Origin of the sequence: Aequorivita xiaoshiensis, assembly GCF_022008395.1 — a bacterium.
Taxonomy (GTDB): Bacteria; Bacteroidota; Bacteroidia; order Flavobacteriales; family Flavobacteriaceae; genus Aequorivita; species Aequorivita xiaoshiensis.
On record NZ_JAIRBB010000001.1, the window covers coordinates 345,297 to 370,189 of the forward strand.

Annotated in this window: 23 protein-coding genes; 11 read left to right on the forward strand and 12 right to left on the reverse strand. The window is 34.2% G+C overall.

What is annotated here, in order from left to right; translation table 11 throughout:
• Positions 1 to 39: 39 nt before the first annotated feature.
• The 5 genes from K8344_RS01575 to K8344_RS01595 form a co-directional block, all read right to left on the reverse strand.
• A complete protein-coding gene (locus K8344_RS01575; protein WP_237606525.1) occupies positions 40 to 1,044 on the reverse strand; it encodes an NAD(P)H-dependent glycerol-3-phosphate dehydrogenase in 1,005 nt (334 codons plus the stop codon).
• Positions 1,045 to 1,305: 261 nt separating this feature from the next.
• Positions 1,306 to 1,896 (reverse strand): nicotinate (nicotinamide) nucleotide adenylyltransferase, encoded by a 591-nt coding sequence (nadD, locus tag K8344_RS01580; RefSeq protein WP_237606526.1) that lies wholly within the window; start codon positions 1,894 to 1,896, stop codon positions 1,306 to 1,308.
• Positions 1,897 to 1,933: 37 nt separating this feature from the next.
• Positions 1,934 to 2,521, reverse strand: a complete 588-nt coding sequence (gene gmk / locus K8344_RS01585; protein ID WP_237606527.1) for a guanylate kinase — start codon at positions 2,519 to 2,521, stop codon at positions 1,934 to 1,936.
• A gap of 66 nt (positions 2,522 to 2,587) precedes the next feature.
• On the reverse strand, positions 2,588 to 3,445 hold the full coding sequence (locus K8344_RS01590) for a YicC/YloC family endoribonuclease (protein WP_237606528.1): 858 nt from the start codon (positions 3,443 to 3,445) through the stop codon (positions 2,588 to 2,590).
• Positions 3,446 to 3,515: 70 nt separating this feature from the next.
• Positions 3,516 to 4,478 (reverse strand): YheT family hydrolase, encoded by a 963-nt coding sequence (locus K8344_RS01595; protein WP_237606530.1) that lies wholly within the window; start codon positions 4,476 to 4,478, stop codon positions 3,516 to 3,518.
• A gap of 85 nt (positions 4,479 to 4,563) precedes the next feature.
• Between K8344_RS01595 and K8344_RS01600 the strand changes: the two genes are divergently transcribed.
• Positions 4,564 to 5,049, forward strand: coding sequence for an acyl-CoA thioesterase (locus K8344_RS01600; protein WP_237606531.1), 486 nt, complete (start codon positions 4,564 to 4,566; stop codon positions 5,047 to 5,049).
• Between the two features lie 162 nt (positions 5,050 to 5,211).
• Here K8344_RS01600 and K8344_RS01605 read toward each other — a convergent pair whose 3' ends face one another.
• Together K8344_RS01605 and K8344_RS01610 are read right to left on the reverse strand one after the other, a co-directional pair.
• A complete protein-coding gene (locus K8344_RS01605; protein ID WP_237606533.1) occupies positions 5,212 to 5,571 on the reverse strand; it encodes an arsenate reductase family protein in 360 nt (119 codons plus the stop codon).
• Between the two features lie 9 nt (positions 5,572 to 5,580).
• Complete coding sequence (locus tag K8344_RS01610) at positions 5,581 to 6,339, reverse strand: DUF3298 and DUF4163 domain-containing protein (protein ID WP_237606535.1); 759 nt, start codon at positions 6,337 to 6,339, stop codon at positions 5,581 to 5,583.
• 154 nt (positions 6,340 to 6,493) lie between these two features.
• Here K8344_RS01610 and K8344_RS01615 point away from each other — a divergent pair, with 154 nt between their 5' ends.
• Positions 6,494 to 7,636 (forward strand): cystathionine gamma-synthase, encoded by a 1,143-nt coding sequence (locus tag K8344_RS01615; RefSeq protein WP_237606536.1) that lies wholly within the window; start codon positions 6,494 to 6,496, stop codon positions 7,634 to 7,636.
• A gap of 21 nt (positions 7,637 to 7,657) precedes the next feature.
• On the opposite strand, the gene K8344_RS01620 is transcribed toward K8344_RS01615, so the two are convergent.
• Positions 7,658 to 8,458, reverse strand: coding sequence for a THC0290_0291 family protein (locus K8344_RS01620; RefSeq protein ID WP_237606538.1), 801 nt, complete (start codon positions 8,456 to 8,458; stop codon positions 7,658 to 7,660).
• Positions 8,459 to 8,754: 296 nt separating this feature from the next.
• On the opposite strand from K8344_RS01620, the gene porZ reads away from it, so the two are divergent.
• Together porZ and recO are read left to right on the forward strand one after the other, a co-directional pair.
• Positions 8,755 to 11,052, forward strand: a complete 2,298-nt coding sequence (gene porZ, locus K8344_RS01625) for a type IX secretion system anionic LPS delivery protein PorZ (RefSeq protein ID WP_237606540.1) — start codon at positions 8,755 to 8,757, stop codon at positions 11,050 to 11,052.
• Positions 11,052 to 11,771 (forward strand): DNA repair protein RecO, encoded by a 720-nt coding sequence (recO, locus tag K8344_RS01630; protein WP_237606542.1) that lies wholly within the window; start codon positions 11,052 to 11,054, stop codon positions 11,769 to 11,771. The genes porZ and recO overlap by 1 nt, the downstream gene beginning before the upstream one ends.
• Positions 11,772 to 11,784: 13 nt before the next feature.
• Here the strand turns inward: recO and K8344_RS01635 are convergent, their stop codons facing one another.
• Positions 11,785 to 12,363: a GNAT family N-acetyltransferase gene (locus K8344_RS01635; protein WP_237606543.1), complete on the reverse strand. Its 579-nt coding sequence runs from the start codon at positions 12,361 to 12,363 to the stop codon at positions 11,785 to 11,787.
• A 119-nt stretch (positions 12,364 to 12,482) separates the two neighbouring features.
• On the opposite strand from K8344_RS01635, the gene K8344_RS01640 reads away from it, so the two are divergent.
• The gene (locus tag K8344_RS01640) at positions 12,483 to 13,880 is read left to right on the forward strand and encodes an NAD-dependent succinate-semialdehyde dehydrogenase (protein ID WP_237606544.1); all 1,398 of its coding nucleotides are present in this window, start codon (positions 12,483 to 12,485) and stop codon (positions 13,878 to 13,880) included.
• 250 nt (positions 13,881 to 14,130) lie between these two features.
• Here the strand turns inward: K8344_RS01640 and K8344_RS01645 are convergent, their stop codons facing one another.
• The gene (locus K8344_RS01645; RefSeq protein WP_237606545.1) at positions 14,131 to 14,583 is read right to left on the reverse strand and encodes a Na(+)-translocating NADH-quinone reductase subunit F; all 453 of its coding nucleotides are present in this window, start codon (positions 14,581 to 14,583) and stop codon (positions 14,131 to 14,133) included.
• Between the two features lie 87 nt (positions 14,584 to 14,670).
• Entirely contained in the window at positions 14,671 to 16,242 is a 1,572-nt protein-coding gene (locus tag K8344_RS01650; RefSeq protein WP_237606546.1) for a serine hydrolase, read from the reverse strand.
• Between the two features lie 267 nt (positions 16,243 to 16,509).
• Here K8344_RS01650 and K8344_RS01655 point away from each other — a divergent pair, with 267 nt between their 5' ends.
• The 6 genes from K8344_RS01655 to K8344_RS01680 all read left to right on the forward strand — a co-directional run bounded on the left by K8344_RS01655 (position 16,510) and on the right by K8344_RS01680 (position 22,388).
• Positions 16,510 to 16,920: a hypothetical protein gene (locus K8344_RS01655; RefSeq protein WP_237606547.1), complete on the forward strand. Its 411-nt coding sequence runs from the start codon at positions 16,510 to 16,512 to the stop codon at positions 16,918 to 16,920.
• A 204-nt stretch (positions 16,921 to 17,124) separates the two neighbouring features.
• Complete coding sequence (locus tag K8344_RS01660) at positions 17,125 to 17,931, forward strand: META domain-containing protein (RefSeq protein WP_237606548.1); 807 nt, start codon at positions 17,125 to 17,127, stop codon at positions 17,929 to 17,931.
• A 228-nt stretch (positions 17,932 to 18,159) separates the two neighbouring features.
• Positions 18,160 to 18,576 (forward strand): DUF2141 domain-containing protein, encoded by a 417-nt coding sequence (locus tag K8344_RS01665; RefSeq protein WP_237606549.1) that lies wholly within the window; start codon positions 18,160 to 18,162, stop codon positions 18,574 to 18,576.
• Between the two features lie 269 nt (positions 18,577 to 18,845).
• A complete protein-coding gene (locus K8344_RS01670) occupies positions 18,846 to 20,237 on the forward strand; it encodes an NAD(P)-binding domain-containing protein (protein ID WP_237606551.1) in 1,392 nt (463 codons plus the stop codon).
• A 218-nt stretch (positions 20,238 to 20,455) separates the two neighbouring features.
• Positions 20,456 to 21,094: an HdeD family acid-resistance protein gene (locus K8344_RS01675; protein ID WP_237606552.1), complete on the forward strand. Its 639-nt coding sequence runs from the start codon at positions 20,456 to 20,458 to the stop codon at positions 21,092 to 21,094.
• A 103-nt stretch (positions 21,095 to 21,197) separates the two neighbouring features.
• Positions 21,198 to 22,388, forward strand: coding sequence for a CynX/NimT family MFS transporter (locus K8344_RS01680; protein WP_237606553.1), 1,191 nt, complete (start codon positions 21,198 to 21,200; stop codon positions 22,386 to 22,388).
• Positions 22,389 to 22,518: 130 nt separating this feature from the next.
• Here the strand turns inward: K8344_RS01680 and K8344_RS01685 are convergent, their stop codons facing one another.
• Positions 22,519 to 24,612, reverse strand: coding sequence for an amino acid carrier protein (locus K8344_RS01685; RefSeq protein WP_237606554.1), 2,094 nt, complete (start codon positions 24,610 to 24,612; stop codon positions 22,519 to 22,521).
• Positions 24,613 to 24,893: the final 281 nt, after the last annotated feature.

Sequence of the window (24,893 nt, forward strand, 5' to 3'; positions counted from 1 at the left end):
CAACTATAAAAAAGCCTCGCAAATTGCGAGGCTTTTCTTTTAATCTAATTTATCTGTCAGTTTTTTAAACGTTTTCTTAGGATCTTTATTTTCGTAAAGAATTCCATAAACAGCATCAATTATGGGGGTTTTAGCTTTTTTCTTACCTCTTTGCTGGTTAAGCAGATATGCGCTTTTTGAGGCATAATATCCTTCGGCAATCATGCTCATTTCTATTTGAGCACTTTTTACAGTGTATCCTTTCCCTATCATTGTGCCAAACAAACGATTTCGGCTGAAAATAGAGTAACCAGTAACTAGAAGATCTCCTAGATATGCCGAATCATTTATATCGCGTTTCATTTTATGAACCTTCTTTACATACTTTTTCATTTCGCGAATAGCATTACTCATCAAGACACTTTGAAAGTTATCGCCATAACCTAATCCGTGTGCTATTCCCGCTGCTACAGCGTAAATATTCTTTAACACAGCGGCGTATTCTGTCCCTAAAACATCATCACTAGTTGTGCATTTTATATAATCACTGCTTAACACACTTGCTACAATCTGTGCCTTTTCGTCGTCTGCACTGGCTATTGTTAGGTAACTCAATCTCTCTAAAGCAACTTCTTCAGCGTGACATGGACCGGAAATAACACCTATATTATTAAAAGGAACTTTATAATGTGTATTAAAATGATCGCCAACAATCAAGCTTGTTTCAGGAACAATACCCTTGATTGCTGAAAAAACTACTTTATCTTCTAATGAAGCTGTTAGTTTCTGTAATTCCTGATGAAGAAAAGCAGAGGGAATTACAAAAATTAAGTAGTCTGCATCTTCAACAGCTTGGTTTATGCAATTAGTGAGTTTAAGTTGCTCCAAACGGAACTCAACCGAACTCAAGTAATTTGGATTATGACCGTGTTCTTTTATGTGTTCGATAGCCTGTTCACTTCGCATATACCAACCGATTTCATCAAGGTTTTCGCTAAGCATTTTTACAATTGCTGTGGCCCAACTTCCGCCACCAAAGACTGCAAATTTTGGTTTATCTGACATTTTCTTGTTTTAGAAATTGATTTGGTTTTACAACCTAAAAAGATTTTATCTTCTATCGATTCTCTTAAGTCAAAAGTACATAATTACAATCGAAACTTTTAACACTACCTTAATAAAGCTATTGCAATCTTTAATGAAGGTCCTGCGTTATAGTTGTGATTTTTGAAATGAGAGCTCCATACAATGGAGATAGTTTGAAAAATTATTGGTTGGTTATTTAGTTGAGAACCGTCCCATCTTAATTTAGTGGGGCGGTTTTTTTTATCTATAAAAATTCATTTCGTCTAAATATTTCCAAACTTCTGGTGAAAGCATTGGACGAACATTTTTACTTTCTTTTACACCTTTTCTAATGAATGTTGAAGACAATTCGATGATAGGTGCGTCAACTTTAATAATTTTTTCGTGATTGTCAAATTGTGTTTCTACTACTCCTTCAGAAATACGTGGGTATACATAGATAGAATAACGTTCTAATATTACTTCATAGTTTTTCCATTTATGAAGACTCTTTAAATTGTCTTCTCCCATTATCAAACAAAAATCTCTTGACGGATATTTTTCTTCTAAATGAGCTAAAGTATTAACGGTATAATTGGGTTGCGGTAAACCAAATTCAATATTACTAGCTTGCAATTTATCATAATCATCAATCGCTAATTCCACCATTGCCATACGGTGGTAATCTTCCAAAAGATTCTTTTTCTTTTTATGCGGATTATGAGGTGTAATTACAAACCAAACTTCATCTAAATCACTAAACTCTACCATGTGGTTGGCAATAATCAGATGCCCCATATGGATGGGGTTGAAAGTTCCGAAGTAGAGTCCTATTCTTTTTTGTTTTTTCATATCGCTGAGACCTTGCTAGGCAATGTTCTTACGTATGTTAATTGTCGGAAACGATAAAGTTTTTTACTAAATCGTGAGCTTCATTTAAAGCCGTTTCCAAATCGTGGTTTTTTATAATTTTATCAAACTGAGGTGCCGTTGCAAGCTCTACAGAGGCTTTTGCAATTCGCATATTTATACGGTCATCACTTTCAGTTTTTCGCTTTTTTAGACGGATTTTTAATTCGTCTATACTTGGTGGTTTTACAAAAACAGCAAGAGTACGGTCTGGAAACTTCTTTTTAATACGAAGCCCTCCCGCAACATCAATATCGAAAATAACATTTTTTCCTTCTTCCCAGATTCGTTCTATTTCAGATTTTAAAGTTCCGTAAAAATTATCTCGGTATACCTCCTCCCATTCAAGGAAATCATCGTTTTTTATGTGTTGTTTAAATTCTTTCAACGAAATGAAATAGTAGTTTTCTCCGTGCTTTTCATCACCTCTTGGATCTCGAGAAGTACAAGAAACCGAAAATTTTAAGTTGAGATCTTCTTGCTTTAATAAGTGTTGAACTATAGTGGTTTTTCCACTTCCTGAAGGTGCCGAAAACACTATTAATTTACCCCCTTTTTCTGAATTCATAAAATTGTATTGACTTAAAACCAATTAGCGTAGAACGCTTTGTAGTTATTTTTTTAACGCTAAATATTAAAGTACGTTTAATGCTTGTTCTTTAATTTTCTCTAACTCATCTTTCATCTGTACAACAATTTGCTGCATAGGTGCGTAGTTTGCTTTACTTCCAATAGTATTTATCTCTCTACCTAACTCCTGAGTAATAAAACCAAGTTTTTTACCATTAGAATCGCTTGAATTTAGAGTTTCATTGAAATAATCTAAGTGGTTTTTAAGTCGAACCTTTTCTTCTGTGATATCGTATTTCTCTAAATAGTAGATAAGTTCTTGTTCAAAACGATTTTCATCAACTTTCTCTTTGATATCTGCTACTGCCTTTCGCAATCTTTCTTTAACGGCATCTATTCGTTCTGGGTCTATTGCTACAACGTCATCGAGTAACTTCGATATATTTTTTGAACGCTCAATAAAATCGTTTTCAAGTACTAAACCTTCATCCGATCTATATTTATTTATTGCATCTAAGGCCTTATTGATACCTTTTACAATTTCTTCATATTCCTTTTCGTCAATTTCTTCTCGTTCTGTCTTTAATGCATCAGGCATGCGAACTGCCATTTTTAAAAGCTCAACTGGATCGCCATTTACTACTTTTGCTAATTGGTTGATGTATTGTTTTACAGCATCCTCATTAATTTGAGTAGCAACTTCTTGTCCAGTAACTTCAATATAAAGGGAAAAATCTACTTTTCCTCTTTGTAAAGATTTTGCAAGAATATCGCGTATTTCTAATTCTTTTTCGCGGTATGCTGAAGGCACACGTGTGTTAATATCTAGACCTTTACTGTTAAGCGACTTAATTTCTATGGTAATAGTTTTGGAAAGCAATTGGACAACTTCCTTGCCATAGCCCGTCATTGATTGAATCATATACTTAATTTATTGACGGCAAAGGTAATAAAATAGTCTTTAGCGGATAGTCGATAAAGTGCAGCTGTTTTTAAAAAACTTCATTTAAAAATTTTAAAGCCCTCTCTTCACTGTAATAGCGTAAATTAGATTGATGAAACCCCACGTGACCCCCATATTTGGGAATTTCTAAATAAAGGTTCTTCATTTCTGTTGCTAACTGAATCGGGTAACATTCTGAAGAGAGAAAACTATCATTTTGAGCGTTTAAAATAAGTACTGGAATAGTAATATTCGGCAGAAATTGAAGACTACTGTTTTTTTCGTAATAGTCATAAGCATCTTTAAACCCATGTGCTGGGGCGGTATAAACATTGTCGAAGTCTAATAAAGTGGTGATTTTCTTGTAATCTAAATGACTCATTTTTTCAGGGAAATCATTCATTTTCACCTTGTACTTTTCTCGAAGTTTTATCAAGAAAGATTTTCTATACATCCAGTTGGAAAGCTTATTTAGCGACTCTAAGGATCCTCTTAAACTAACAGGAGTTGAAATTGCAACTGCTTTTTTAATTTCTTTTGGAAAAGTATCACGCTCCCCTAAATATTTCAGAAGTAAATTACCTCCAAGACTAAATCCCACTAGGGCTATTTCATTGTATTTATTCTTGTCTAAAACTAGTTTAACAACAGCCTCCAAGTCGTCTGTTTTTCCAGCGTTATAAGATTGAAATGAAAGGTTTGGCTCCCCGCTACAGCCTCGAAAATTTACTGCAGCCACATCCCACCCATCATTAACCAAATGTTTTGCTTGTGCTACAATGTAAGTACGCTGTGCGTTTCCCTCTAATCCGTGAAGTAGAATTGCTACTTTACTCGAATTACCTTGTGAATAAGACCAATCAATATCTAAAAAATCGGCATCGGGTAAAACTAATCTTTCACGATGCTGCAACAATTGAGGCACTGGACGAAACTTCGAAGAGTAAATAGTCGAAAAGTGTCCGTTTTTAAAAGGAAATTTAGGGTTATATGAACTTTTTAGAATAGGCATTTGCTAAAGAAGATTTAACACAATCTAAACAAATTTATTATGCTTGCATAGTAAAAGTACTTTAAATTTGCAGAAAAAATTACAGATGTATATAAAACAATTTGAAATACGTTGGAGTGATGTGGATGCTAATCGTCACTTACGTAACAGTGCTTATATAGATTACATGAGTCACACTCGTATGGCTTTTATGATTGAAAACGGCTTAGACCAAAAACATTTAGTGAGGCACAATTTAGGTCCAGTTGCATTTTATGAACATATGTATTATTTCAGAGAAGTTTTTCCTGGGAAACCTGTTTCAGTTTCTCTTCAACTAAAAGGACTTTCAGAAGATGGGATGTATTTCAAATTCCTTCACAATTTTTATGATGAAAACGGTAAAAACTTTGCAAGCTGTGAAATGATGGGCGGTTGGATAGATTTAAATGCTCGTAAACTAACAGGACTGCCAGAAGAAATATTGGAGAAATTCAATGCTTTTGAAAAAACAGACGACTTCGAGGTAATTTCGAAGGAAGATACACGTAAAAACAATGTACGTCCAAGAGATTTAGAATTACAAGCCTAAAATAAATCTCTTTGATTTTACGTGTTGAATTAATTCTAAAAAAGTCTTCACTAGGCTATATAAACATAGGTGCATTTATCTAATTAAATAAGTAAGATTATAACATCTACACTATTTAAATAAATGAATGCACCTATTGTATTAGCATATAGTGTAAAGTGTTTATTTATTAGAGTGAATAGACTCTTTAGCTGCTGCAACAGTTTTTTTACTACTGCCAATAAATATCTTGTCATTATTAACAATTACAGGGCGCTTTAAAAACGTATAATGTTCTAGAATTAAATTTTTAAAATCCTCCTCTAGAAGTTCTTCGTTTTTCAAGTTACGCTCTTGATAGAGCTTTGCTCTTCTACTAAAAAGATCTTCGTAGCTGTTTGTAAGGTTGAAAAGCTCTGTTAACTCATCTTCTGAAATGCCCTGAACCTTTATGTCTTGCTTTATAAACGACGAAGGGATTTCAATTTCATTCATTACACGTTTACAGGTGTCACAAGTGGATAAATAATATACTTTCTGCATAATTCAAATTTAATCAATCTTTAAAAATGGTTTTGCTTCCTTTAAAGCAATTTTTAGCTCGATTGGACCATCGGCGTAACTTGCAATTTCGTACTGATTATAGACAAAAATTAAACTGTCTTTTATAAAACCAAAACTTTCAGGGAGACTAAACTTATCATTTTCAAAGGTAAATCCCGTAGCATTTATTGATTCATTTTTATCAATTTCTTGCTGTGCACGAAACTTTTCTTCCGCGAAATTCACAAATTTATTTTTGTTTTTAAAAAGCTCATTTGCCGAAAGTTCTTCTCCAGTTCTTGGGTCGATATTTAAAAATGTTGTAGTCCCATAACCGTGAGCACCACCAGTATATAAATATTGGCGCAGTTCAAAACAAATATGGTTATCAGTGTTGTATATTTCATTTACCGAAATTTCAGCAAAATACTTACCGGCCATATCAGGAAACTGTTCTTTGTCGGCATAATACACCTCTATAAATCCAGTTGCTGCCTCTTCAATAGTCTTGGCTGTTGGAGTTGTATCTTCACCTAATAAAAGCGACTGATAGATGAATGAATTTATTTTGTTATTAATCCTTTCTGCAATACTTTCATTTCCAAAAACTTCAACATAGTTTATTGTAACTTCAGGACAGTCTTTGTCTTCACAATACGATAGTTCTTTTTCGGTTAAACTTTGAGACGAGAACTCTATACTTTTATCTTGGGTACAACTAGTTAGAGCAATTAAAACTAAAATTACTACCGCGTATTTTTTATACATGCTATTTTGAGAATTGGTTAATTTGTTTCCCCAATGGGGTAGGTTTATTCTTTCAAAAGTAATAACTTTAAAATCAGCTATTGCAAAATTTTTATTAAATGATATATAATTATTTCAGAATATTATATCACGTTTTCAAGTTTTAAAATACACTATGAAATTTAACACTAAAACTATTCACGGAGGACAAGAAAATATCGACCCCGCTTATGGGTCTGTAATGCCTCCAATTTATCAAACCTCAACATTTTCACAAACTACACCTGGTAAACATAAAGGTTTTGAGTATTCGCGTAGTGCAAATCCAACGCGCGCTGCTTTGGAAGCTGCATTTGCCAGTATTGAAAATGGAAAATTTGGGCTAGCCTTTGGTAGTGGGCTTGCTGCAATAGATGCTGTGATGAAGCTTTTTAAACCTGGAGATGAAATAATCACAACAAACGATCTTTACGGCGGCACATATCGACTATTTACAAAAATTATTGAAGGATTTGGTATTGCTTTTCATTTTGTTGGAATGAACAATGCCGACACCATTGAAACATACATAAACAAAAACACTAAACTTATTTGGGTAGAAACTCCTACAAACCCGCTTTTAAATATTGTAGACATTAAAAAAGTTGCATCAATTGCTAAAAAACACAAATTGCTTTTAGCTGTGGATAATACTTTTGCATCTCCGTATCTTCAGCAACCATTAGACTTAGGAGCAGATATCGTTATGCACAGCGCTACAAAATACTTGGGAGGTCATAGCGATGTAGTAATGGGTGGTTTAATTGTAAGCGATAAGGAATTAGCAGACAAATTGTATTTTATACAAAACGCTAGTGGTGCAGTATGTGGCCCACAAGATAGCTTTTTGGTTTTACGTGGTTTAAAAACACTCCATATTCGTATGCAACGCCATTGTGAAAATGGAAAAGCTATCGCAGAATATTTAGCGCAACACCCAAAAATTGAAAAAGTTTATTGGCCAGGATTTGAAACTCACCCAAATCATTCAATAGCAAAAGAGCAAATGAAAGATTTTGGAGGAATGATTTCATTTGTAACCAAGGGCAACAATTATAATGAGGCAATTAGAATTGTGGAAAACCTAAAAATTTTCACATTAGCAGAAAGTTTAGGTGGTGTTGAAAGTCTGGCGGGACATCCTGCAAGCATGACACACGCTAGTATTCCAAAAGAGGAGCGAGAAAAATTAGGGGTTGTGGATTCGTTAATACGTCTCTCTGTGGGAATTGAAGATGTAGAAGATTTAATTGCTGATTTAAAACAAGCTATTGGTTAAGATTTTAAAATGTAACGCCAATTAGTTTATATAATAAATATATCCCACATTTAACCAATAAATCCAATCATTCGATTTGTTTTCTGGAACTGGTCGTTCTCCATTATTTTCTAAAGAAGGATTTAATCCATCTGCCCAATCTGTAAAGTATTGTTGCCAACGACTGTCTAACATAATGTCGCTAAATTGACCAATTTTATATCTAACCCCTACACTTCCTACTACCGAAAAAGTTGAACCAGCTTGCTGCTGAAATGCATTAAAGTATTTAACAGGAGTTGTTATTGGGCTATTTAAATCTCCCAATGAAGATCGTACTTCTGGTTTGTAATGCACCCAGTGAATTCCTAGGCCTATATACGGCATGAGCTTATAGCCATTTGCCTGAAAAGCCCGAATGCTTAATGGATAATATTCTAATCGAGACCCAATATCTATAACCGTAACTTCACCAGACATAGCGCGGAGCTGATCGGCAAATAATGATGTTTTATCTGGAGCTACCCACTCACCATAATGTTCAAGTTTAGTTACGTGGTAATCAAGCTCCGACCTTACTTTGAAGTGATCGTTAAAATAAGTATATCTTGTGTAGATATTAAAATCACCCCTATAGGCAAAATTTAGATAATGAACGATACCTACACCAAAACCAATATTATTTGAGTTTGTTTCAAAATCGTGACGCTGACCGAAATCTGAGTAAAATGCTACCGGACCAGCAATAATTCCTACTTCGTTAGAAAAGCCGAATTGACCATATACTGCTTGTTGGAATAGTCCCAAAAAGGAAATTACCAAAAGCCAAGTTCTTATGTTCATTATGTATATGGGATTAAATTGTGTTATAACAAATATATAAAAACTTGTTAAAGGTCTGAATTTTATTCTACTAATTAGTTAATTAATAATTTTTCAAGGGATATGTTTTTGTTTAAATGAATAAAAATCAAGTTTTTTTGTTGTGTTTTTTGTTTGTATTAAAATTTGAAAAATGGCCAATTTATCTATATTTTCTGAATGTCAAATTTTTAAAGTTTGAGAAAACTTTATACTTGTATTTATTTTGATACTGCAATAAATGGTATTTTAGCAAGTTAATATACAAAACCTATTTTATGAAGTGGTGGGCCATTGCTTTCCTATCGTTAATTCCCATTCTGGCGACTGCTCAGAACTATGAAGACCAATGGACTGGTCATTTTTCTTATGTTTCAGTAAAAGATATTTCCCAAGGAGATAATACTATTTTTGTCGGTGCTGAAAACGCTGTATTTACCTACAACCTCAATACACACGAAATAAAAACTATTTCTTCAATAAATGGTCTTTCTGGGAATTCTATAACTACCATTCACTACAGTGATGATTTTGACTTATTGATTATTGGATATGAAAATGGACTTATTGAAATCGTAAAAAAAGACGATCAGAATGTATTAAAAGTGGTAGATATCATTGAAAAACAATCCATTCCTCCTAATAAAAAACGAATTAATAACATTCGAGAGCACAACGGCCAGCTGTATTTATCCACACAATATGGGATTTCTGTGTATGATCTCTCGCGTTTAGAATTTGGAGACACTTATTTTATTGGAGATTTGGGCACCCAAATTGATATTGTACAAACCACTATTCAAGAGCCTTATATTTATGCTGCTTCATCTACCGACGGTATAAAAAGAGCATTAGTTGATAACGACGATTTAATAGATTACAGGCAATGGACTACTATTGTTGGCGGTGGATTTAAAGCAATAGAAACTTTAGGTTCAGGCATTTATGCCGCCAACGCTTCAAATACTGTTTTAAAGATTACTCCTCAAGGCGGGACTTCAACAGTACGAAATTTCAGTACTTCTATTCAAAGTTTTCGAAAGGCAGACAATCTACTTACCATAACAACAAGTAATTCAGTTCAAGCATTCTCTGATGGTTTTATAGAAGAAGCCATGGTAAACAACGTTATTGATTTTGATTTAAAACTTCAATCCGGTCTCGTTTTTGGAAACAACGTTTACTTAGGAACCACCGAAGACGGATTGCTTATAGTGCCAATAGGAAGCAATCAAGCTACTCAAGTATTACCAAATGGCCCTATAAGAAATAGACCTTTTGCATTAGATGCAAGTGAAAATCAACTTTGGGTAACCTTTGGAGATGTTACAGTACACTTTAACCCATACCCATTGTCTAGATATGGTGTTAGTCAGCTTAAAGACTCCATTTGGATTAATACTCCTTATGAAGAATTAAGCACTGCTGTAAATGGCGAACCAACAGATTTAATAAACGTAACTATAAATCCACAAGACCCCAACGAAGTATTTATGAGTAGTTTTCAATTCGGATTGCTTAAAATGGTTGAAGGAATACCATCAATATTATACAATGAAAATAACAGCCCTCTAGATAAAGCCATACTAAATGGAAGTGACGCGGGGATAAGAATATATGGCTCAGATTATGATCGTCAAGGTAATCTTTGGTTTTTGCAAAGTAGAACAGATGATGCGCTTGTAAAACTATCTCCTGGAGGACAATTTCAAAAAATAGATATTTCAAGCATTATTAATCCTGTATCCGATTTTGCCATGACAAAATTAGTTGTCGATCGGGCTAATAATATTTTCTTCGGAACTTATGGCAGTGGAATGGTAGGATATAATCCTACAACAAACAAGTTCAACAAAATTGGTGAAGGCACGGGGTCTGGAAACTTACCCAACTTAAGTGTTAGGGCATTAGCTTTGGACAATCAAAACAGACTATGGATTGGAACCTTAAAGGGACTTAGAGTGCTGTACAGTCCAGGAAGCTTTTTTGATGAAGGAACAATTCCACAGTCTCAGGCTATAATTATTTTAGAAAACGAAGTTCCCCAAGAATTGCTCTACGAACAATCCATAACAGATATTGAAGTTGACGGTTCAAACAATAAATGGATTTCAACTGCCACTTCAGGAGTATTTTATCTCTCCCCAAATGGACAGGAAACGTTGTTGCGATTTAACAAAGACAATTCCCCATTACCAACAAATAACGTACAAGACATAGCTATCGATCCAAACAGCGGAGTTGTATATTTTGCAACTGCCCAAGGATTATTAGCCTATAAAGGAAGTGCTACTGCACCAAGTGAAAACTTAGATAACTTACGCGCCTTTCCGAATCCTGTACGCCCTGGATTCAATGGAAATGTCACTATAGATGGACTTACGGCTGGAGCTAATGTTAAAATCACAGATATTAACGGAAGCCTTGTATTCGAACAAACTTCTGAAGGGGGAAGCATTCTTTGGGACACTACTGCGTTCGGAAAATATAAGGTGAGGTCTGGAGTTTACTTTGTGCTTGTAACCACAGACGATTATGTGGAAACTAAAGTTTCTAAAATAATGATAATTCGATAATGGTTGTCGCAACAAAAGCCATTGTATTTTCAGCTATAAAGTATTCTGAAGCCGATTTGATTGCTGTTTGTTATACTGAAGCAGCAGGCATTAAAACCTATTTGTTACGCAACATTCTTAAGTCTAAAAAAGGAAAATTAAGAACTTCGTTCTTTCAGCCTCTTACTCAATTAGAAATAATAGCCGACCACAAAAATAAAGGCACCTTAGAATATATTAAGGACGCCAAAGTATTTTATCTGTATCAAACATTACACACAGATATTGTAAAGTCTAGTCTTGTGATGTTTTTATCTGAAATGCTTAAAAACTGTATTCGCGAAGAGGAAGTAAACGAGGAACTCTATTCTTTTCTAGAAAACTCGTTTATATGGCTCGATCAGAATGATGAAGTTGCGAACTTCCATATTTACTTCCTACTAAAATTAAGTATGTATTTAGGTTTTTATCCTGACACCTCTAACATAGAAGGGAAATATTTCAACATTGAAGCAGGTGTTTTTCAAGCAACAGATTATGAAAATATTTGTTTTGAGGGGTCACAAGTTGAAAGTTTTAAAAAATTTTTCAGTGTAAATGCTGAAAATCTACATGACATTAAACTTACCAAAGTCAATAGGAAACTAGTATTAAAATTAATCTTAACCTACTATAGTTTTCACGTGCAAGGTTATCACAAACCAAAATCTCTGGCTATATTAAACGAGTTATTTAATTAGAGCCTAGTATTGATTAAAGTTTAAGCTGAAGATGTTCGTAATCGCCATCGCCAAGTTTTTTTCTTCCAACACTTTGAAAGCCTAATTTTGAATACAACTTTTTTGCATTTGGATTATTAAAATCTACTAGAAGTCCTATTTTTTCATGACCCTCAACTCTTGCTTTATCCATTGCTGCAGCAATTAGTTTTTTACCAATTCCCTTCCCCTGATAATTAGGTGAAACACTTACTGTATCGATATATACTTCCCCAGGAGCAGTTTCATCCTCTATCACCAAGTCATCCACACCAAACTTTTCTGCTATATATTCCATAAATGGTTTTCTATATATGGGTAATAATTTCCCATCATAGGTTGTAATAGAGCCCATTATCACACCGTCTTCTTCATAAACAAGAGTATGATCGAAACTGTATTGATTTTCTTTTTTCTGAAAAAAATGTGCAAATAGTTCGTAAGTATCTTCAACCTTATTAGCATTAGCGAAAGCACAAGCTAATTCTTCCATTGCTTGAACCATTAAGGGTACAACTTCCCTGAAGTCCTCAGGTCTAGCCACGCGAATATTTAGAGACACTACTTTCTTCATATCTAATTAGGATTTAAACGGCAAAAGTAAAACAATCCCGTCATCCTTTTAAAAAGAATAACAGTTTCTTAAGATAGAATATCTGCCTAAAACAATATATTCAGCAAAAAGCTAAAGTTATGGAAAAAGAAGATAAGAAAGAATTAGTTACCATAAACCCGACCACAGGTAAAGAAATTAAGAGATACCCTTTAATGAGTGATGGAGAAGTTGAAAATGCAATAAACAGTTGTCAAGAGGCATTTCTAGAATGGCGTTTTATCTCTCATAAAGAAAGAGGGCGAATAATTAAGGCTATTGGACAAGGTCTAAAAAATAATTCAGAAGAATTATCTAAATTAATGACTTTAGAAATGGGGAAGTTGCTAAAACAAAGCAAACAAGAAATAGAGCTTTGTGCGAGCATATGCGATTGGACGGCTAACAATGGTCCTGAAAAATTCAAAGATGAGGAACGAGAATTACCAAATGGCGGAAAGGGCATAATTACCCATTCACCTCTAGGGATAATTTACGGAATTCAACCGTGGAATTTTCCAGTTTATCAAGTAATACGTTATTCCATTGCTAATCTAATGGCAGGAAATGCGATATTATTAAAACATGCCGAAAATGTTACAGGTACAGGGATAATGCTTCAGAAAATTTATGAAGATGCTGGGTTGCCAAAAAATCTATTTACTGTACTGAAAATATCTCATAAACAAAGTGATAGTATTATAGAGCACGAGCTTATTAGAGGAGTAACACTTACTGGTAGCCCTGCTGCAGGAAAAGTAATTGCTAAAAAAGCTGGGGCCGCATTAAAGAAAACGGTTTTGGAATTAGGAAGTAATGATGCTTACATTGTTTTAGAAGATGCAGATCTAGAACTAGCTGTTAAAACTTGTGTTCAAGGCCGTATTTACAATAATGGAGAAACCTGCGTAGCCGCCAAACGCTTTATTGTAGTAGATAAGCTTTATGATGAATTTCGTGATGCATTTGTTGAGCAAATGAAGCAAATAAAACACGGGGATCCAACAGACAAAAATTCTAAAATTGGGCCAATGGCAAGGGAAGACCTTCGCAAAACGTTACACGAACAAGTTGAAGAAAGTGTTAATAACGGAGCAAAAATATTGAGTGGTGGTGAAATACCTGAAGGTCAAGGTTTTTACTATCCAGCTACCGTGCTTGATAATGTAAAACCTGGACAACCTGCTTATGATGATGAGTTATTTGGTCCGGTTGCCTCTTTAATACGAGCAAAAGATCAAGATGACGCCATGCGAATAGCCAATGATAGTGAATTCGGTCTTGGTGGTGGAATTTTTTCTAAAAATGAAAAGAACGCTATTGAACTTGCGAGAAAACATTTCGATACCGGAATGGTTTTCATTAACGGTTTCGGACTTGCACAGCCCAATATGCCATTCGGGGGTGTAAAGAATTCTGGTTATGGCCGTGAACACGGAGGCTTTGGAATGATGGAATTCGTAAATCATAAAGCCGTAATGGAATTAAAAAATAAATAGAGCTCATAAGGTTAAAGAACAATGATATAAGGGCGACAAAATTTTATTTCAAGGTAGAGAAACAATCATTTGAAGTTTTGAAGCATTCACGATGTATGCTCATCTAGGCTTTACATTGCATGGAAAACTAATGTTACCAATAAGCAGAATCAACGTATTTAAAGTTATTTTCGGCACCTAGGGCTAACCGATGGTATTATTATTACGAATAGTATCCTCTCTAATTAAGAAAATTATAGATAGCGAAGTTTTAGATTACAATTTTTAGTGCATCCTTTTTTTCAACATTTTCAAAAACTGGGTAAAACTCCATAACATTTTCTACATCATCAAGACTGCATAAAAAATTTACCGCAGCACACAGTCCTTTAAAAAGTGTTTCTTTAGAAGTAGTAAATTCAGGTTTAGCGTTTTTGTGATGTAATGGCAATACATAGCCACAGCCTTTAAGAAACTCTTTCTCAATGCTTAGAAGTTCTAATGGTGTATATCCAAAGAATCTCCTTCCTAGCTTTTGATTCACCAACCCGACATAATTTAACTGCAACGAGCCGTGGTAATCGCTTAAGTGCTTCCAACTATCAGTATTGTTACAAATTGTGCCAACAGCACAACTCTTGCAACACTCAGCATTTAAAGTGCCATTATAAAAAGCAGTATACAGCTTATCTAAAGCATCATCCAATCTTTTGGTTAATTTCATAATTATCTAGTTTACAACACTATGAAATTAATAATTTTTAAAAACCCCTCAAAAATAATAGTTCTTTTTTTACAGTTTTCAGCAGTTTTATTTCTTTATTCTGTGAAAATCTAAATCTTGATAATTGTAACTAAAATCGGTTAATGGTGAAATTGGACTCATTTTAAAACCATTGGCTTTCCCTTCGGTATCAAGGTTAAAATTCACAAAGGCATCTGCTTTAAGTGAAGTGTCATCCCAACGTACTATATAGGTAGTTCCCTTATAAAAAGTCATAGAACCAACTAAATCTATTGCCTTTTCAGCTTTAAAACGAATTTTTCCGTTTTGTTTGCCGATTTCCACTTTCCCAAACCAAGGGTCTTTATACGTTCCTAAAATATTAGAAGGGTTTGGTTTTGGTGCATTACTTTTTAATTGAATTTTTAAATCTGATACCACCTGAGCATTAATGCTATCCTCAGCGCGCTCTCCTTTTAATCGGCGTTCGTTGTAGTCCTTAATTCTGTCTTCTCCTTTTATTCCAAAATATCCGTCTTTAATAGAATTAGTAATTGCAGAAAAAGCAGCGCCACTTTGTTGATTGGTAAGTACAATAATCCCTAATTCTAATTCTGGAATTATGGTAACTTGACTAACGATTCCTAATAAACCACCTGTGTGTGTAGCTTGAAAATAGCCGTTTACATCACTTAAAAACCAACCTAATCCATAAGCTGAAAAATGGGTGTTATAATGTCCTCTCCCTCTTCTAACCAAAGTTTGTGGCGTCCACATTTCACGATGCATCTTTTTGCTAAATAGGCTGTCTTGAAGTTTTTGGCCGTATTTCCCTTCATTTATTTGCGCTTGAACCCATTTGCTCATATCGTTTATAGATGCGTATATTCCTGCTGCAGGCGTAGCAATTTGGGTAAACGTATAACCTGTTATTTCTAATTTTCCATCTACTGGAGCGTGTCCGTCTATACGGTTATTATCGGCATCAATTTCAGGAATTGAAAGCAAGGAGCGATTCATCCCTAATGGCTTAAAGAAGTTATCTTCTATATAAGTGTCGAAATCTTTTTTAGAAACACGTGCTACAATTTCCCCCGCCACAATGTATAGTAGGTTGTCATAATCATATTTTGAACGGAAAGAAGATACTGGTTTTAAATACCTCAGGTTATGAATCATTTCATCCATAGTGGTGGTATTTTTTGCTGGAAAAACCATTAAATCCCCTGCGCCTAGACCTAGACCACTCCTGTGCGTAACCAAATCGCGAACTGTAAATTCAGCCGTTACGTAAGAGTCGTGTAATTTAAACTCTGGTATGATATCAGTTACTTTTGTATCCCACTCCAATTTTCCTTGATCTATTAATTGAGCAAGCGCAGCAGTTGTAAATGCTTTAGTATTTGAAGCAACTCCAAAAAGTGTGTTTTCGCTTACCTTTTCGTTGGTTTTTAGCGAACGAACCCCGTAAGTGTTTTTATGATAGATTTTTCCATCTTTTAATACCGCTACAGCCATACCTGGAACGTTAAAAGTTTTCATGGTTTTATTTACTAAACTATCTATTTGGGAACTACTCAGTTCTTGTGAGGTTACAGAAAGATTAAAAGATAATAAGAAAATAAAAAGAACAGAAGTCCTAATGGCAATTGGATTCATATAAAATGATATTTTGAAATTAAAGCTTAAAAGTAGGGAATATTTTCTTAAATGCTTTGTCATTTTCCAGGTCCAACCCTAGCAACATCTCATATAAGATCTCATATAAGGGTGTTAGAATTGATTATGAGCTCCTAAAAATTATAAACTAAATCAACGATTTTTAAGAACAATATTTGAGAATTAATGACTTTTAGCGCATCCATACCTATTAAAACATTATTTTTAAGGTGAATATATCTCAAACCCTTACCAAAATTTTTAAATATGAAGTCATTTTTAATTATCGGCATTTCATTATTGATCAATTTCACAAGTCTGGCTCAAAATGCTGAAGTTGCGAATGAAGACAATATAAATGAAGAAATTTTTTCATCAAAAGACAAAGATTATTTGCAGTATTGGCATTACGAGCAAATTTTACAAATGGACCTAACTGAAGGTGAACGAGACGGTTATCTTTCATTGCTAAACTACTATACCTACAAAATGTCTAGCCTTGGTTCTTCGAAATACAATTACACCGATTCTGAAAGAAAAACTAAGTTTGACGCACTCGTAGTGAAATTAAATAAGGAAATGAAAGAACTTTTAAACCCACACGATTATAATATTCACGAAGATAGTTTTAAGAAAATTATTCAATTAGTTTATAATAAAAGAGGGTGGAATAAGTAAATACCTCTATTCATAGCTATATTTCATGCTAACTGTAAAAAGTGAAACTTATCATAAAATCTTCAATTTTTGCGACATTTCAAATTTATGGCTCGCTTTATGAAATGCACATCTACAGATTACCATAACCTTCACATTAGTTTAAGATTTTGATAAGTATCAATATGAAATTTAAAAGGTAGTTTTCCAAAAAATTTATAAATTATGAAATTTCAATTATTTACAATTGCATTTGCCGCACTAACATTGTTCAGTTGTGGTGTAAAACAAAACAAAAGTATGTCCGCTAATAGCAACCAAGAAGAAATCACTAATACAAAATGGGTTCTTGAAACACTAGAGGGACAAAAAGTTGATGCTTTTCAAAACGGAAAGGAGATAAGCTTTACCTTAGACACTGAAGAAAACCGCATAAATGGATTCTCTGGTTGTAACAGTTTTTTTGGGATTTATAATCTTGAAGAAGGAAATAGAATTAGATTTTCGGCTTTAGGTGCAACAAGAATGGCTTGTCCTGAAGGCGCTGTTAATGAAAATGAGTTTTTAAAGATTTTTAATTTAGCCGATAATTATACAGTTAACGGAGATAGATTGGAATTAAATGTGGGAAGAAGAGCACCTTTGGCTGTATTTAAAAAAGCTAAAACCTCTGCAGAACCTATTGTTGAGAAATATTGGAAATTGAAAAAGCTTGAAGGTAAGGATATTGAAATGGTTAAAAACCAAGAAAAAGAAATATACTTCATGTTAAAAACTGATGACAACCGAGTAACTGGTTTTGCAGGTTGTAACACAATTTTAGGGTCTTACAAGCTAGAAGAAGGAAATAGAATTCGATTTTTAAATATGGGATCAACAATGATGGCTTGTCCAGATGTTGATATTAATGAGGCAGATTTTCTAAAAATCTTTCAAATAGCAGATAACTACACGATCGATGGGGATACGCTTACATTAAATGTAGGAAGAAGAGCTCCTCTAGCCGTTTTTGAGGCCGTTTATTTCAACTAATATTTGTCCTCTTCCCAACTATGCTGAATTACAAAAGTGATTCTAATTGACGCTTTTTCAGTTTAATCTTTACAGTAATTAAATCAAAATGATGGAAAACTAACGATTTTTAAAATTCTGGTTTTCCATCAACATTTTTAATTTCCTCTATTTCATTCTATTTATTATATTTAGTATTTGAATTTGATAATCAACAACTTATTGTGTGATTTCAATTAAAACACCAATATGAATTATTTACTTTTATTCTTTTACCTTTTTATTTCACAACCCCAAACCGATACTTTTACGCTTACTTTAACCGTTGATAATATTAAAAATGTAAATGGAACTGTTGAAATAGGCCTTTTTAACAATGGCGATCGATTCTTAGAAAAAGGTCAAGCTTATAAAAGTATTTCAATTGCTGTTAATAATAGCTCGGAAACTATTACTATAGAAAATATCCCAAAAGGGACATATGCAATTTCACTATTTCAAGATCTTAATGATGATAAAATATGCAATCAAAACTTTTTTGGTATTCCCAAAGAGCCTTATGCCTTCTCTAATAACATAAGACCGAAGTTTTCTGCCCCGACTTTTGAAGATTGCCAATTTGAATTGAATTCAGATAAATCGGTTAGAATATCTCTGTTAAATTAAGGAGTAGTATTTTACATCCACAACTCTCTTAAAACCAACAATCTACAATCCTAGCATTGCTAATTACACAAAAAAATGGTATATTCGCGCCATTGTGTTTTAAAATTATCATTTTAAGAGGTCATTTTTAGCATATTCTTTAGCTAACCACCACTTATTTTAAGTCTAGTAATTAGACTTTCTAGTTGCCCATCGCAACGTTTTCACAATCGATTATTAACATTAAGCAGTTACTTAAAGTAATGTGCTTGATATAATTATATTATTTTATGAATAAGAAACGCACGAACAAGAAAAGAGTTGGAATTATTGGTGCTGGACCTAGTGGTTTAGCGCAGCTTAGAGCTTTTGAAGCATTGCAAAACAAAGGCGAAGAAGTTCCAGAGATAGTATGTTTTGAAAAGCAGAGCAACTGGGGTGGAATGTGGAATTATACATGGAGAACGGGTGTTGGTAAATACGGGGAGCCGATTCACGGAAGTATGTATAAATACTTATGGTCTAACGGACCAAAAGAATGCCTAGAGTTCTCTGATTATTCGTTTGACGAGCATTTCAAAAAGCCTATATCATCTTATCCACCAAGGCCTGTTTTATTCGATTATATTCAAGGAAGAATTAAAAAAAGTAAAGCCCGCGAATACATTCGCTTTGATACTACAGCGCGTTGGGTAAGTTATGACGAAAAAACAAAAAAGTTTACTCTTGTTCTCGACGATTTAAAAATTGATAAAACTTATTCAGAAGAATTTGATTATCTAATTGTTGCTTCTGGACATTTCTCTACGCCTAATATGCCTTACTTTAAAGGAATAGAGAACTTCCCTGGAACAGTAATACACGCTCACGATTTTAGAGGTGCAGATCAGTTTAAGGATCAAAACTTACTCTTGATAGGAAGTAGTTATTCCGCTGAAGATATCGGTGTACAATGTCATAAACACGGGGCAAAATCGGTTACACTTAGCTATAGAAGTAACCCTATTGGGGTTGCATGGCCAGAAGGGATAAAAGAACTTCCACTCGTAACGCACTTCGAAAATGATACTGCTTACTTCAAAGATGGAACTACCGAAAAGTTTGATGCTGTAATTATGTGTACTGGATACCAACACAAGTTTCCATTCTTACCTGATGAACTTAGATTAAAAACTAAAAACAATCTTTATCCTGATCACCTCTACAAGGGGATATTCTTTAACAAGCTTCCTCAATTAATTTATTTAGGTATGCAAGATCAGTATTATACCTTTAATATGTTTGATGCTCAAGCATGGGTTGCACGCGACTTTATGATGGGAACTTACAAGCTTCCTGAGGAAAATGAAAGAAGATTAGATATGGATAAATGGTTGGAAAGAAATGACAAATTAGAAACTTCTTTCGATCACGTAGATTTCCAATCTGATTATATAAAAGATTTATTAGCACTTTCAGACTATCCAGATTTTAATGTAGATACTGTAGGTGAAATGTTTAAATCTTGGTTGAAAGATAAAGAAGAAAATATCTTAACCTATCGTGATAAAACATATAAAAGTGTGGTTACTGGAACAATGGCTGCCGAACATCATACCGACTGGATGGATGAACTTGACGACAGTAAGGAACGCTATTTATACGAACCTGAAGAAGAAGAGGCTATTCCAGAAAACATTTAAAATTTTCTTATTTCATTTACAGAACTACCCATTAATGCATTTTAATGGGTAGTTCTGTTTATACAAATGGTTGTCAAAAAATATTTAACAATAGATTAGTTTATTTTAGTTCGTAAAACACCGAACTAATCGTAATTTTGTTTTATTATTAAATTGATTCACCTCATTATTCAAGAAAAGTGCATCAAAATATCAATTATTAACCAAAATTTATAATTATGCAAACTTCATTTTTACAATCTATTAAAGATGCTATTAAACATTGGTACATCCCATTATTTGTTGGGTTATTGTTTGTAATACTAAGTGTAGTAGTGTTTTCATCTCCTGTAGGATCAATGTTAACTCTGTCAATATTTTTTGCGCTATCATTTTTATTTAGTGGTCTGTCCGAAATTATTTTCTCTATTGCCAATAGAGATCGATTAGACAATTGGGGATGGTCCTTAGCTTTTGGGATTCTTACATTCGTTGTGGGAGTTTCATTAATAAGTCATCCAGCACTTTCAATAACAGTTCTAGCATTTTATATTGGTTTTTTACTTCTTTTTCGCTCTATCTCATCTATAAGTTTTGCTTTAGACCTCAAAAAATATGGTAGTAAAAATTGGGGAGGATTACTTGTTTTTGGCATTTTAGGTGCAATTGTTTCTTTCTTATTGATTTGGAATCCACTTGTTGCAGGATTAAGCGTAGTTGTATTAGTAGCTTTAAGCTTTCTATTTGCTGGAATTTTCAGTATTCTTTTAGCATTCCAATTAAGAAAGATACATAAGGCAACTAAAGGAATTTCTGAGGATTTAAAAAATCGTTATGCAATCCTAATGGAAGACATTCGCAAAGAATGGGATAGTTAATAATAAAAATTTCTCAGGAGGTTATAGATGTATTTATGAAAATATACTAGGCCATTTTTCGACCTTAAAATTCATAGTAATACCTAATTTTGCACATTTTTCAATGTCTAATAATACTAAAGCCATATTGTCTAAAACCGCTCGTATTTGGTTATTGTTCGGAATACTTTTCCTAGCAATCAACCTTCGTCCTGCCCTCTCTAGTATTGGACCTTTAATAGATGATATTGGCCGCGACCTAAACCTAACAGAAAGTTTATTAGGCTTACTAACTACTTTGCCACTATTGGCATTTGGTTTTATATCTACAATTACGCCTTTTTTTACTAAAAAATTCGGTTTAGGAAGAACCTTACTAGCATCCATGGTTCTTCTTACACTAGGGATATTGATTCGTTCAAGTGGTGGTGTTTTTGCCTTGTATTTTGGAACTGTGCTTTTAGGAATAGCAATAGCCTTTGGTAACGTTTTAATTCCTGCGATAACAAAAAGCAACTTCCCGAATAAGGCAGGATTAGTAACGAGTTTACATTCAGCTTCAATGTCTTTAGGCGCAGGATTGGCTGCAGGATTAAGTGTCCCATTAGCAACAAATTTAAATCTCGGATGGCGGGGCTCACTTTCGGTATGGGCAGTACTTGCTGTTATAGCATTTTTTATATGGATTCCTCAGGTAAAAAAAATAAAAAGCACCACCCCGACTAGAGGTCTTAAAGAAGCTATGAAAAAACTTAGTAGTTCTAGACTAGTATGGCAGATTGCAATTTATATGGGACTACAATCTTTTGCATTTTACGTAATGTTAGCTTGGCTACCTAGTATTTTAATAGATTATGGCTACAATGCAGAATTTGGAGGTTGGATGCTTTCCTTATCTCAAGTTACTGGCATTCTCGGAGCACTTATTATTCCAATATGGGCAGCCTCACAAAAAGATCAACGGGCAGTAGTTGTATTTTTAATTGTATTCGAAATTATAAGTTTCATAGGATTAATGGTGCCTACTTTTATCCCAATTTACATTTGGGTTTCTATCCTTGGGTTTGTTCTTGGGGGTGCTTTCAGTCTGGCACTTCTTCTAATTGTTCTACGCGCTCCAGACTCCGAAACAGCGGCAGAACTTTCTGGAATGGTGCAATCTATAGGGTATTTTCTAGCAGCCATAGGACCTTTTCTTATTGGAGTAATTCAAGATTTTACAAAGGAATGGATGTATTCTTTAGGACTATTAGTATTAGTCGCTATTTACAAACTAATAGCGGGACTACAAGCAGGAAAAGCTCAAAAGGTATAAAAACCTACATACAGTTTAATTTTGCTCAATAAATATTGGTTCTCTTTACTTTTTGAAAAAGAAACAATCTTGATATTTTCAATTTTATTTGAAAAACTGCTCACCCCTAACTTAAAACTGCCATTTAAGCCTAAGAAGAACTTTTAACAAACTTAGGATTGAGGTACAATTTCCCTTTTTTCAACTTGTCTAGGTAATTATTCATATCCGCATAGATTTCTGGAGCTAGAATGTACAATCCTGCTATGTTTGGAAATGACATTGCTAAAATCATCATATCGGCAAAACTTAGTACAGCACCTAGACTTACTGAGGCCCCTAATACTACGAAGCCACAATACATAAACTTGTAAAGCAACTCTCCCTTTTTACTTCTTCCGAATAAGTACGTCCAAGAACGCATTCCGTAATAAGACCAAGAAACCATAGTCGAGAAAGCAAATAGAAACACTGCAATTGCTAATACAACTGGGAACCAAGACACCACACTTCCAAAAGCCTCGGCTGTAAGTTCAACACCACCCATTCCACTATTTCCTTCGTGTTTCCCTGTAAAAATTAAAACTAAAGCGGTCATTGTACAAACAACCATAGTATCGATAAATGGTTCAACAATAGAAGTAAAACCATCAGCGATTGGATGATTCGTTTTGGCAGGGCTATGAGCAATGGCAGCAGAACCAACTCCTGCTTCACTAGAAAATGCTGCGCGTTGTAATCCTACTATAAGCACACCTATAAATCCACCTTTAAGTGCATCGGCTGAAAAAGCACCGTCAATAATCGCTAAAAACGCTCCCCCTAGACCTTCAATATTTGAGCCGATTACAACCAAACAACCCACTATATAAAGCAAAGCCATAAATGGTACTACTTTTTCAGTAACCTTGGCAATACTTTTTATTCCTCCAATAATTACAATTCCAACAAGAATTGCAAAACCAACTCCAAACCAAAAACCTTGTCCTTGTAATATTGGAATCTGCTCAGAAACAATTTTAAATGCTTGGTTTGATTGTAGCATGTTTCCACCACCAAAAGAAGCTCCAACTCCTAAAATGGCAAAAAATGCAGCTAGAAATTTTCCTAAACCTTTAAGGTTACGCTTTTCAAGACCATATCGTAAATAATTCATCGGCCCACCAAAAACACGTCCATCAGAGTCGATAACACGATATTTCACACCCATAGCGCATTCGGCAAACTTCATAGACATCCCGAAGAACCCAGCCATAAACATCCAAAAGGTAGCACCAGCTCCTCCTAATGAAATGGCAACAGCAACTCCTGCGATATTTCCTAAACCAACAGTTGCAGAAACAGCAGTAGCCATAGCTTGAAAATGTGTAATACTTCCTGGAGCATTAGGATCGTCAAACTTTCCTCGTGCTAAATCAATAGAGTGTTTAAACCCTCGGATGTTGATAAACTTTAATCGAAGTGTAAAAAAGATACTTCCAAAGATTAACCAAATTACAATAAAAGGGATAGTATTTGTCACTACATCGCCATTAGGATGCAATAGATGTTGTTCTTTTTTAAAATCCACCCTACCCACAGTAAGTTCTTCAGCAGAAGAGGCTAAAGAGGTCGGGGTTATAATTGTACCTTCTTTTATTATTTGATGTAGTGTCCCGTTATAATTAGCTTGTAATATAGTTTCCTCACCATCAATTTCAAGTATTGCAAGTTGCTGTTTTTTCTTTACTGCATCACCATCCTCAACCAACCATTTTTTTACTAAATAGTTATTTTGCACAATATCTGTATCTGGTGGCGATATATTTTCGTGAGAAATATAAACCGTAGGGTCATATACGCCCAAGGTCGCAAATGGATCCCAAAAGAGGATAGCTCCTAGAAAATCTACTGCAGGCTGAACTTTACTGTTAAAAATTTCGGTAATTGATTCTGCTGGAATTTTAAAGGATTTTGAAGCCGTATTTCCCTTAGAGTCGGATACCGTTACCGAGTGATTCATGCCTTCAATTAAACCTTTTGATCGTTTCGAGATTAATGAAGTGCTTTTATTACTCCATTTGTACTGATAAGGAGGCGTACCACCCTTAACATGTATTTGAGCAGTTCCATTATTTATTTCGGAGGAAGGATTATTGAGTTCGAGACTGATATCCAATTCCCCATTAGCATCAGTTTGACTTTGAGAAAAGGAGCTCAATACTATAATAAATGAAAGAAATAGAAAACACAGTGCTCTAATCATCAATTTTTAGGCTTTTTTGGATTTAAAATGTTGAATTTTGCAATTTAATGATAAAGAAAAGTTTACCCAAGAAATCCCCACCCTTTCTCAAAATTCAATTATTATTAATAAGGTGTTTTCTACTACAAAAATTCTTATTTCTGAAATGCTTTTAACTCATTTGAATAAGGAAAATAATCTGTTAAATTATATTTAAGTTTTTCCGGTCAGAGAAATTTTCGACCTTCTATTCGTTATATTTGAGTGAATTAGAAAAACTCGAGTTCTCAAAACCATAATTA

Coding starts and splice junctions, on each gene's coding strand:
- K8344_RS01575 (WP_237606525.1), bottom strand. CDS start 1,044: ATGTCAGATAAACCAAAATTTGCAGTCTTTGGTGGCGGAAGTTGGGCC.
- nadD (WP_237606526.1), bottom strand. CDS start 1,896: ATGAAAAAACAAAAAAGAATAGGACTCTACTTCGGAACTTTCAACCCC.
- gmk (WP_237606527.1), bottom strand. CDS start 2,521: ATGAATTCAGAAAAAGGGGGTAAATTAATAGTGTTTTCGGCACCTTCA.
- K8344_RS01590 (WP_237606528.1), bottom strand. CDS start 3,445: ATGATTCAATCAATGACGGGCTATGGCAAGGAAGTTGTCCAATTGCTT.
- K8344_RS01595 (WP_237606530.1), bottom strand. CDS start 4,478: ATGCCTATTCTAAAAAGTTCATATAACCCTAAATTTCCTTTTAAAAAC.
- K8344_RS01600 (WP_237606531.1), top strand. CDS start 4,564: ATGTATATAAAACAATTTGAAATACGTTGGAGTGATGTGGATGCTAAT.
- K8344_RS01605 (WP_237606533.1), bottom strand. CDS start 5,571: ATGCAGAAAGTATATTATTTATCCACTTGTGACACCTGTAAACGTGTA.
- K8344_RS01610 (WP_237606535.1), bottom strand. CDS start 6,339: ATGTATAAAAAATACGCGGTAGTAATTTTAGTTTTAATTGCTCTAACT.
- K8344_RS01615 (WP_237606536.1), top strand. CDS start 6,494: ATGAAATTTAACACTAAAACTATTCACGGAGGACAAGAAAATATCGAC.
- K8344_RS01620 (WP_237606538.1), bottom strand. CDS start 8,458: ATGAACATAAGAACTTGGCTTTTGGTAATTTCCTTTTTGGGACTATTC.
- porZ (WP_237606540.1), top strand. CDS start 8,755: ATGAAGTGGTGGGCCATTGCTTTCCTATCGTTAATTCCCATTCTGGCG.
- recO (WP_237606542.1), top strand. CDS start 11,052: ATGGTTGTCGCAACAAAAGCCATTGTATTTTCAGCTATAAAGTATTCT.
- K8344_RS01635 (WP_237606543.1), bottom strand. CDS start 12,363: ATGAAGAAAGTAGTGTCTCTAAATATTCGCGTGGCTAGACCTGAGGAC.
- K8344_RS01640 (WP_237606544.1), top strand. CDS start 12,483: ATGGAAAAAGAAGATAAGAAAGAATTAGTTACCATAAACCCGACCACA.
- K8344_RS01645 (WP_237606545.1), bottom strand. CDS start 14,583: ATGAAATTAACCAAAAGATTGGATGATGCTTTAGATAAGCTGTATACT.
- K8344_RS01650 (WP_237606546.1), bottom strand. CDS start 16,242: ATGAATCCAATTGCCATTAGGACTTCTGTTCTTTTTATTTTCTTATTA.
- K8344_RS01655 (WP_237606547.1), top strand. CDS start 16,510: ATGAAGTCATTTTTAATTATCGGCATTTCATTATTGATCAATTTCACA.
- K8344_RS01660 (WP_237606548.1), top strand. CDS start 17,125: ATGAAATTTCAATTATTTACAATTGCATTTGCCGCACTAACATTGTTC.
- K8344_RS01665 (WP_237606549.1), top strand. CDS start 18,160: ATGAATTATTTACTTTTATTCTTTTACCTTTTTATTTCACAACCCCAA.
- K8344_RS01670 (WP_237606551.1), top strand. CDS start 18,846: ATGAATAAGAAACGCACGAACAAGAAAAGAGTTGGAATTATTGGTGCT.
- K8344_RS01675 (WP_237606552.1), top strand. CDS start 20,456: ATGCAAACTTCATTTTTACAATCTATTAAAGATGCTATTAAACATTGG.
- K8344_RS01680 (WP_237606553.1), top strand. CDS start 21,198: ATGTCTAATAATACTAAAGCCATATTGTCTAAAACCGCTCGTATTTGG.
- K8344_RS01685 (WP_237606554.1), bottom strand. CDS start 24,612: ATGATTAGAGCACTGTGTTTTCTATTTCTTTCATTTATTATAGTATTG.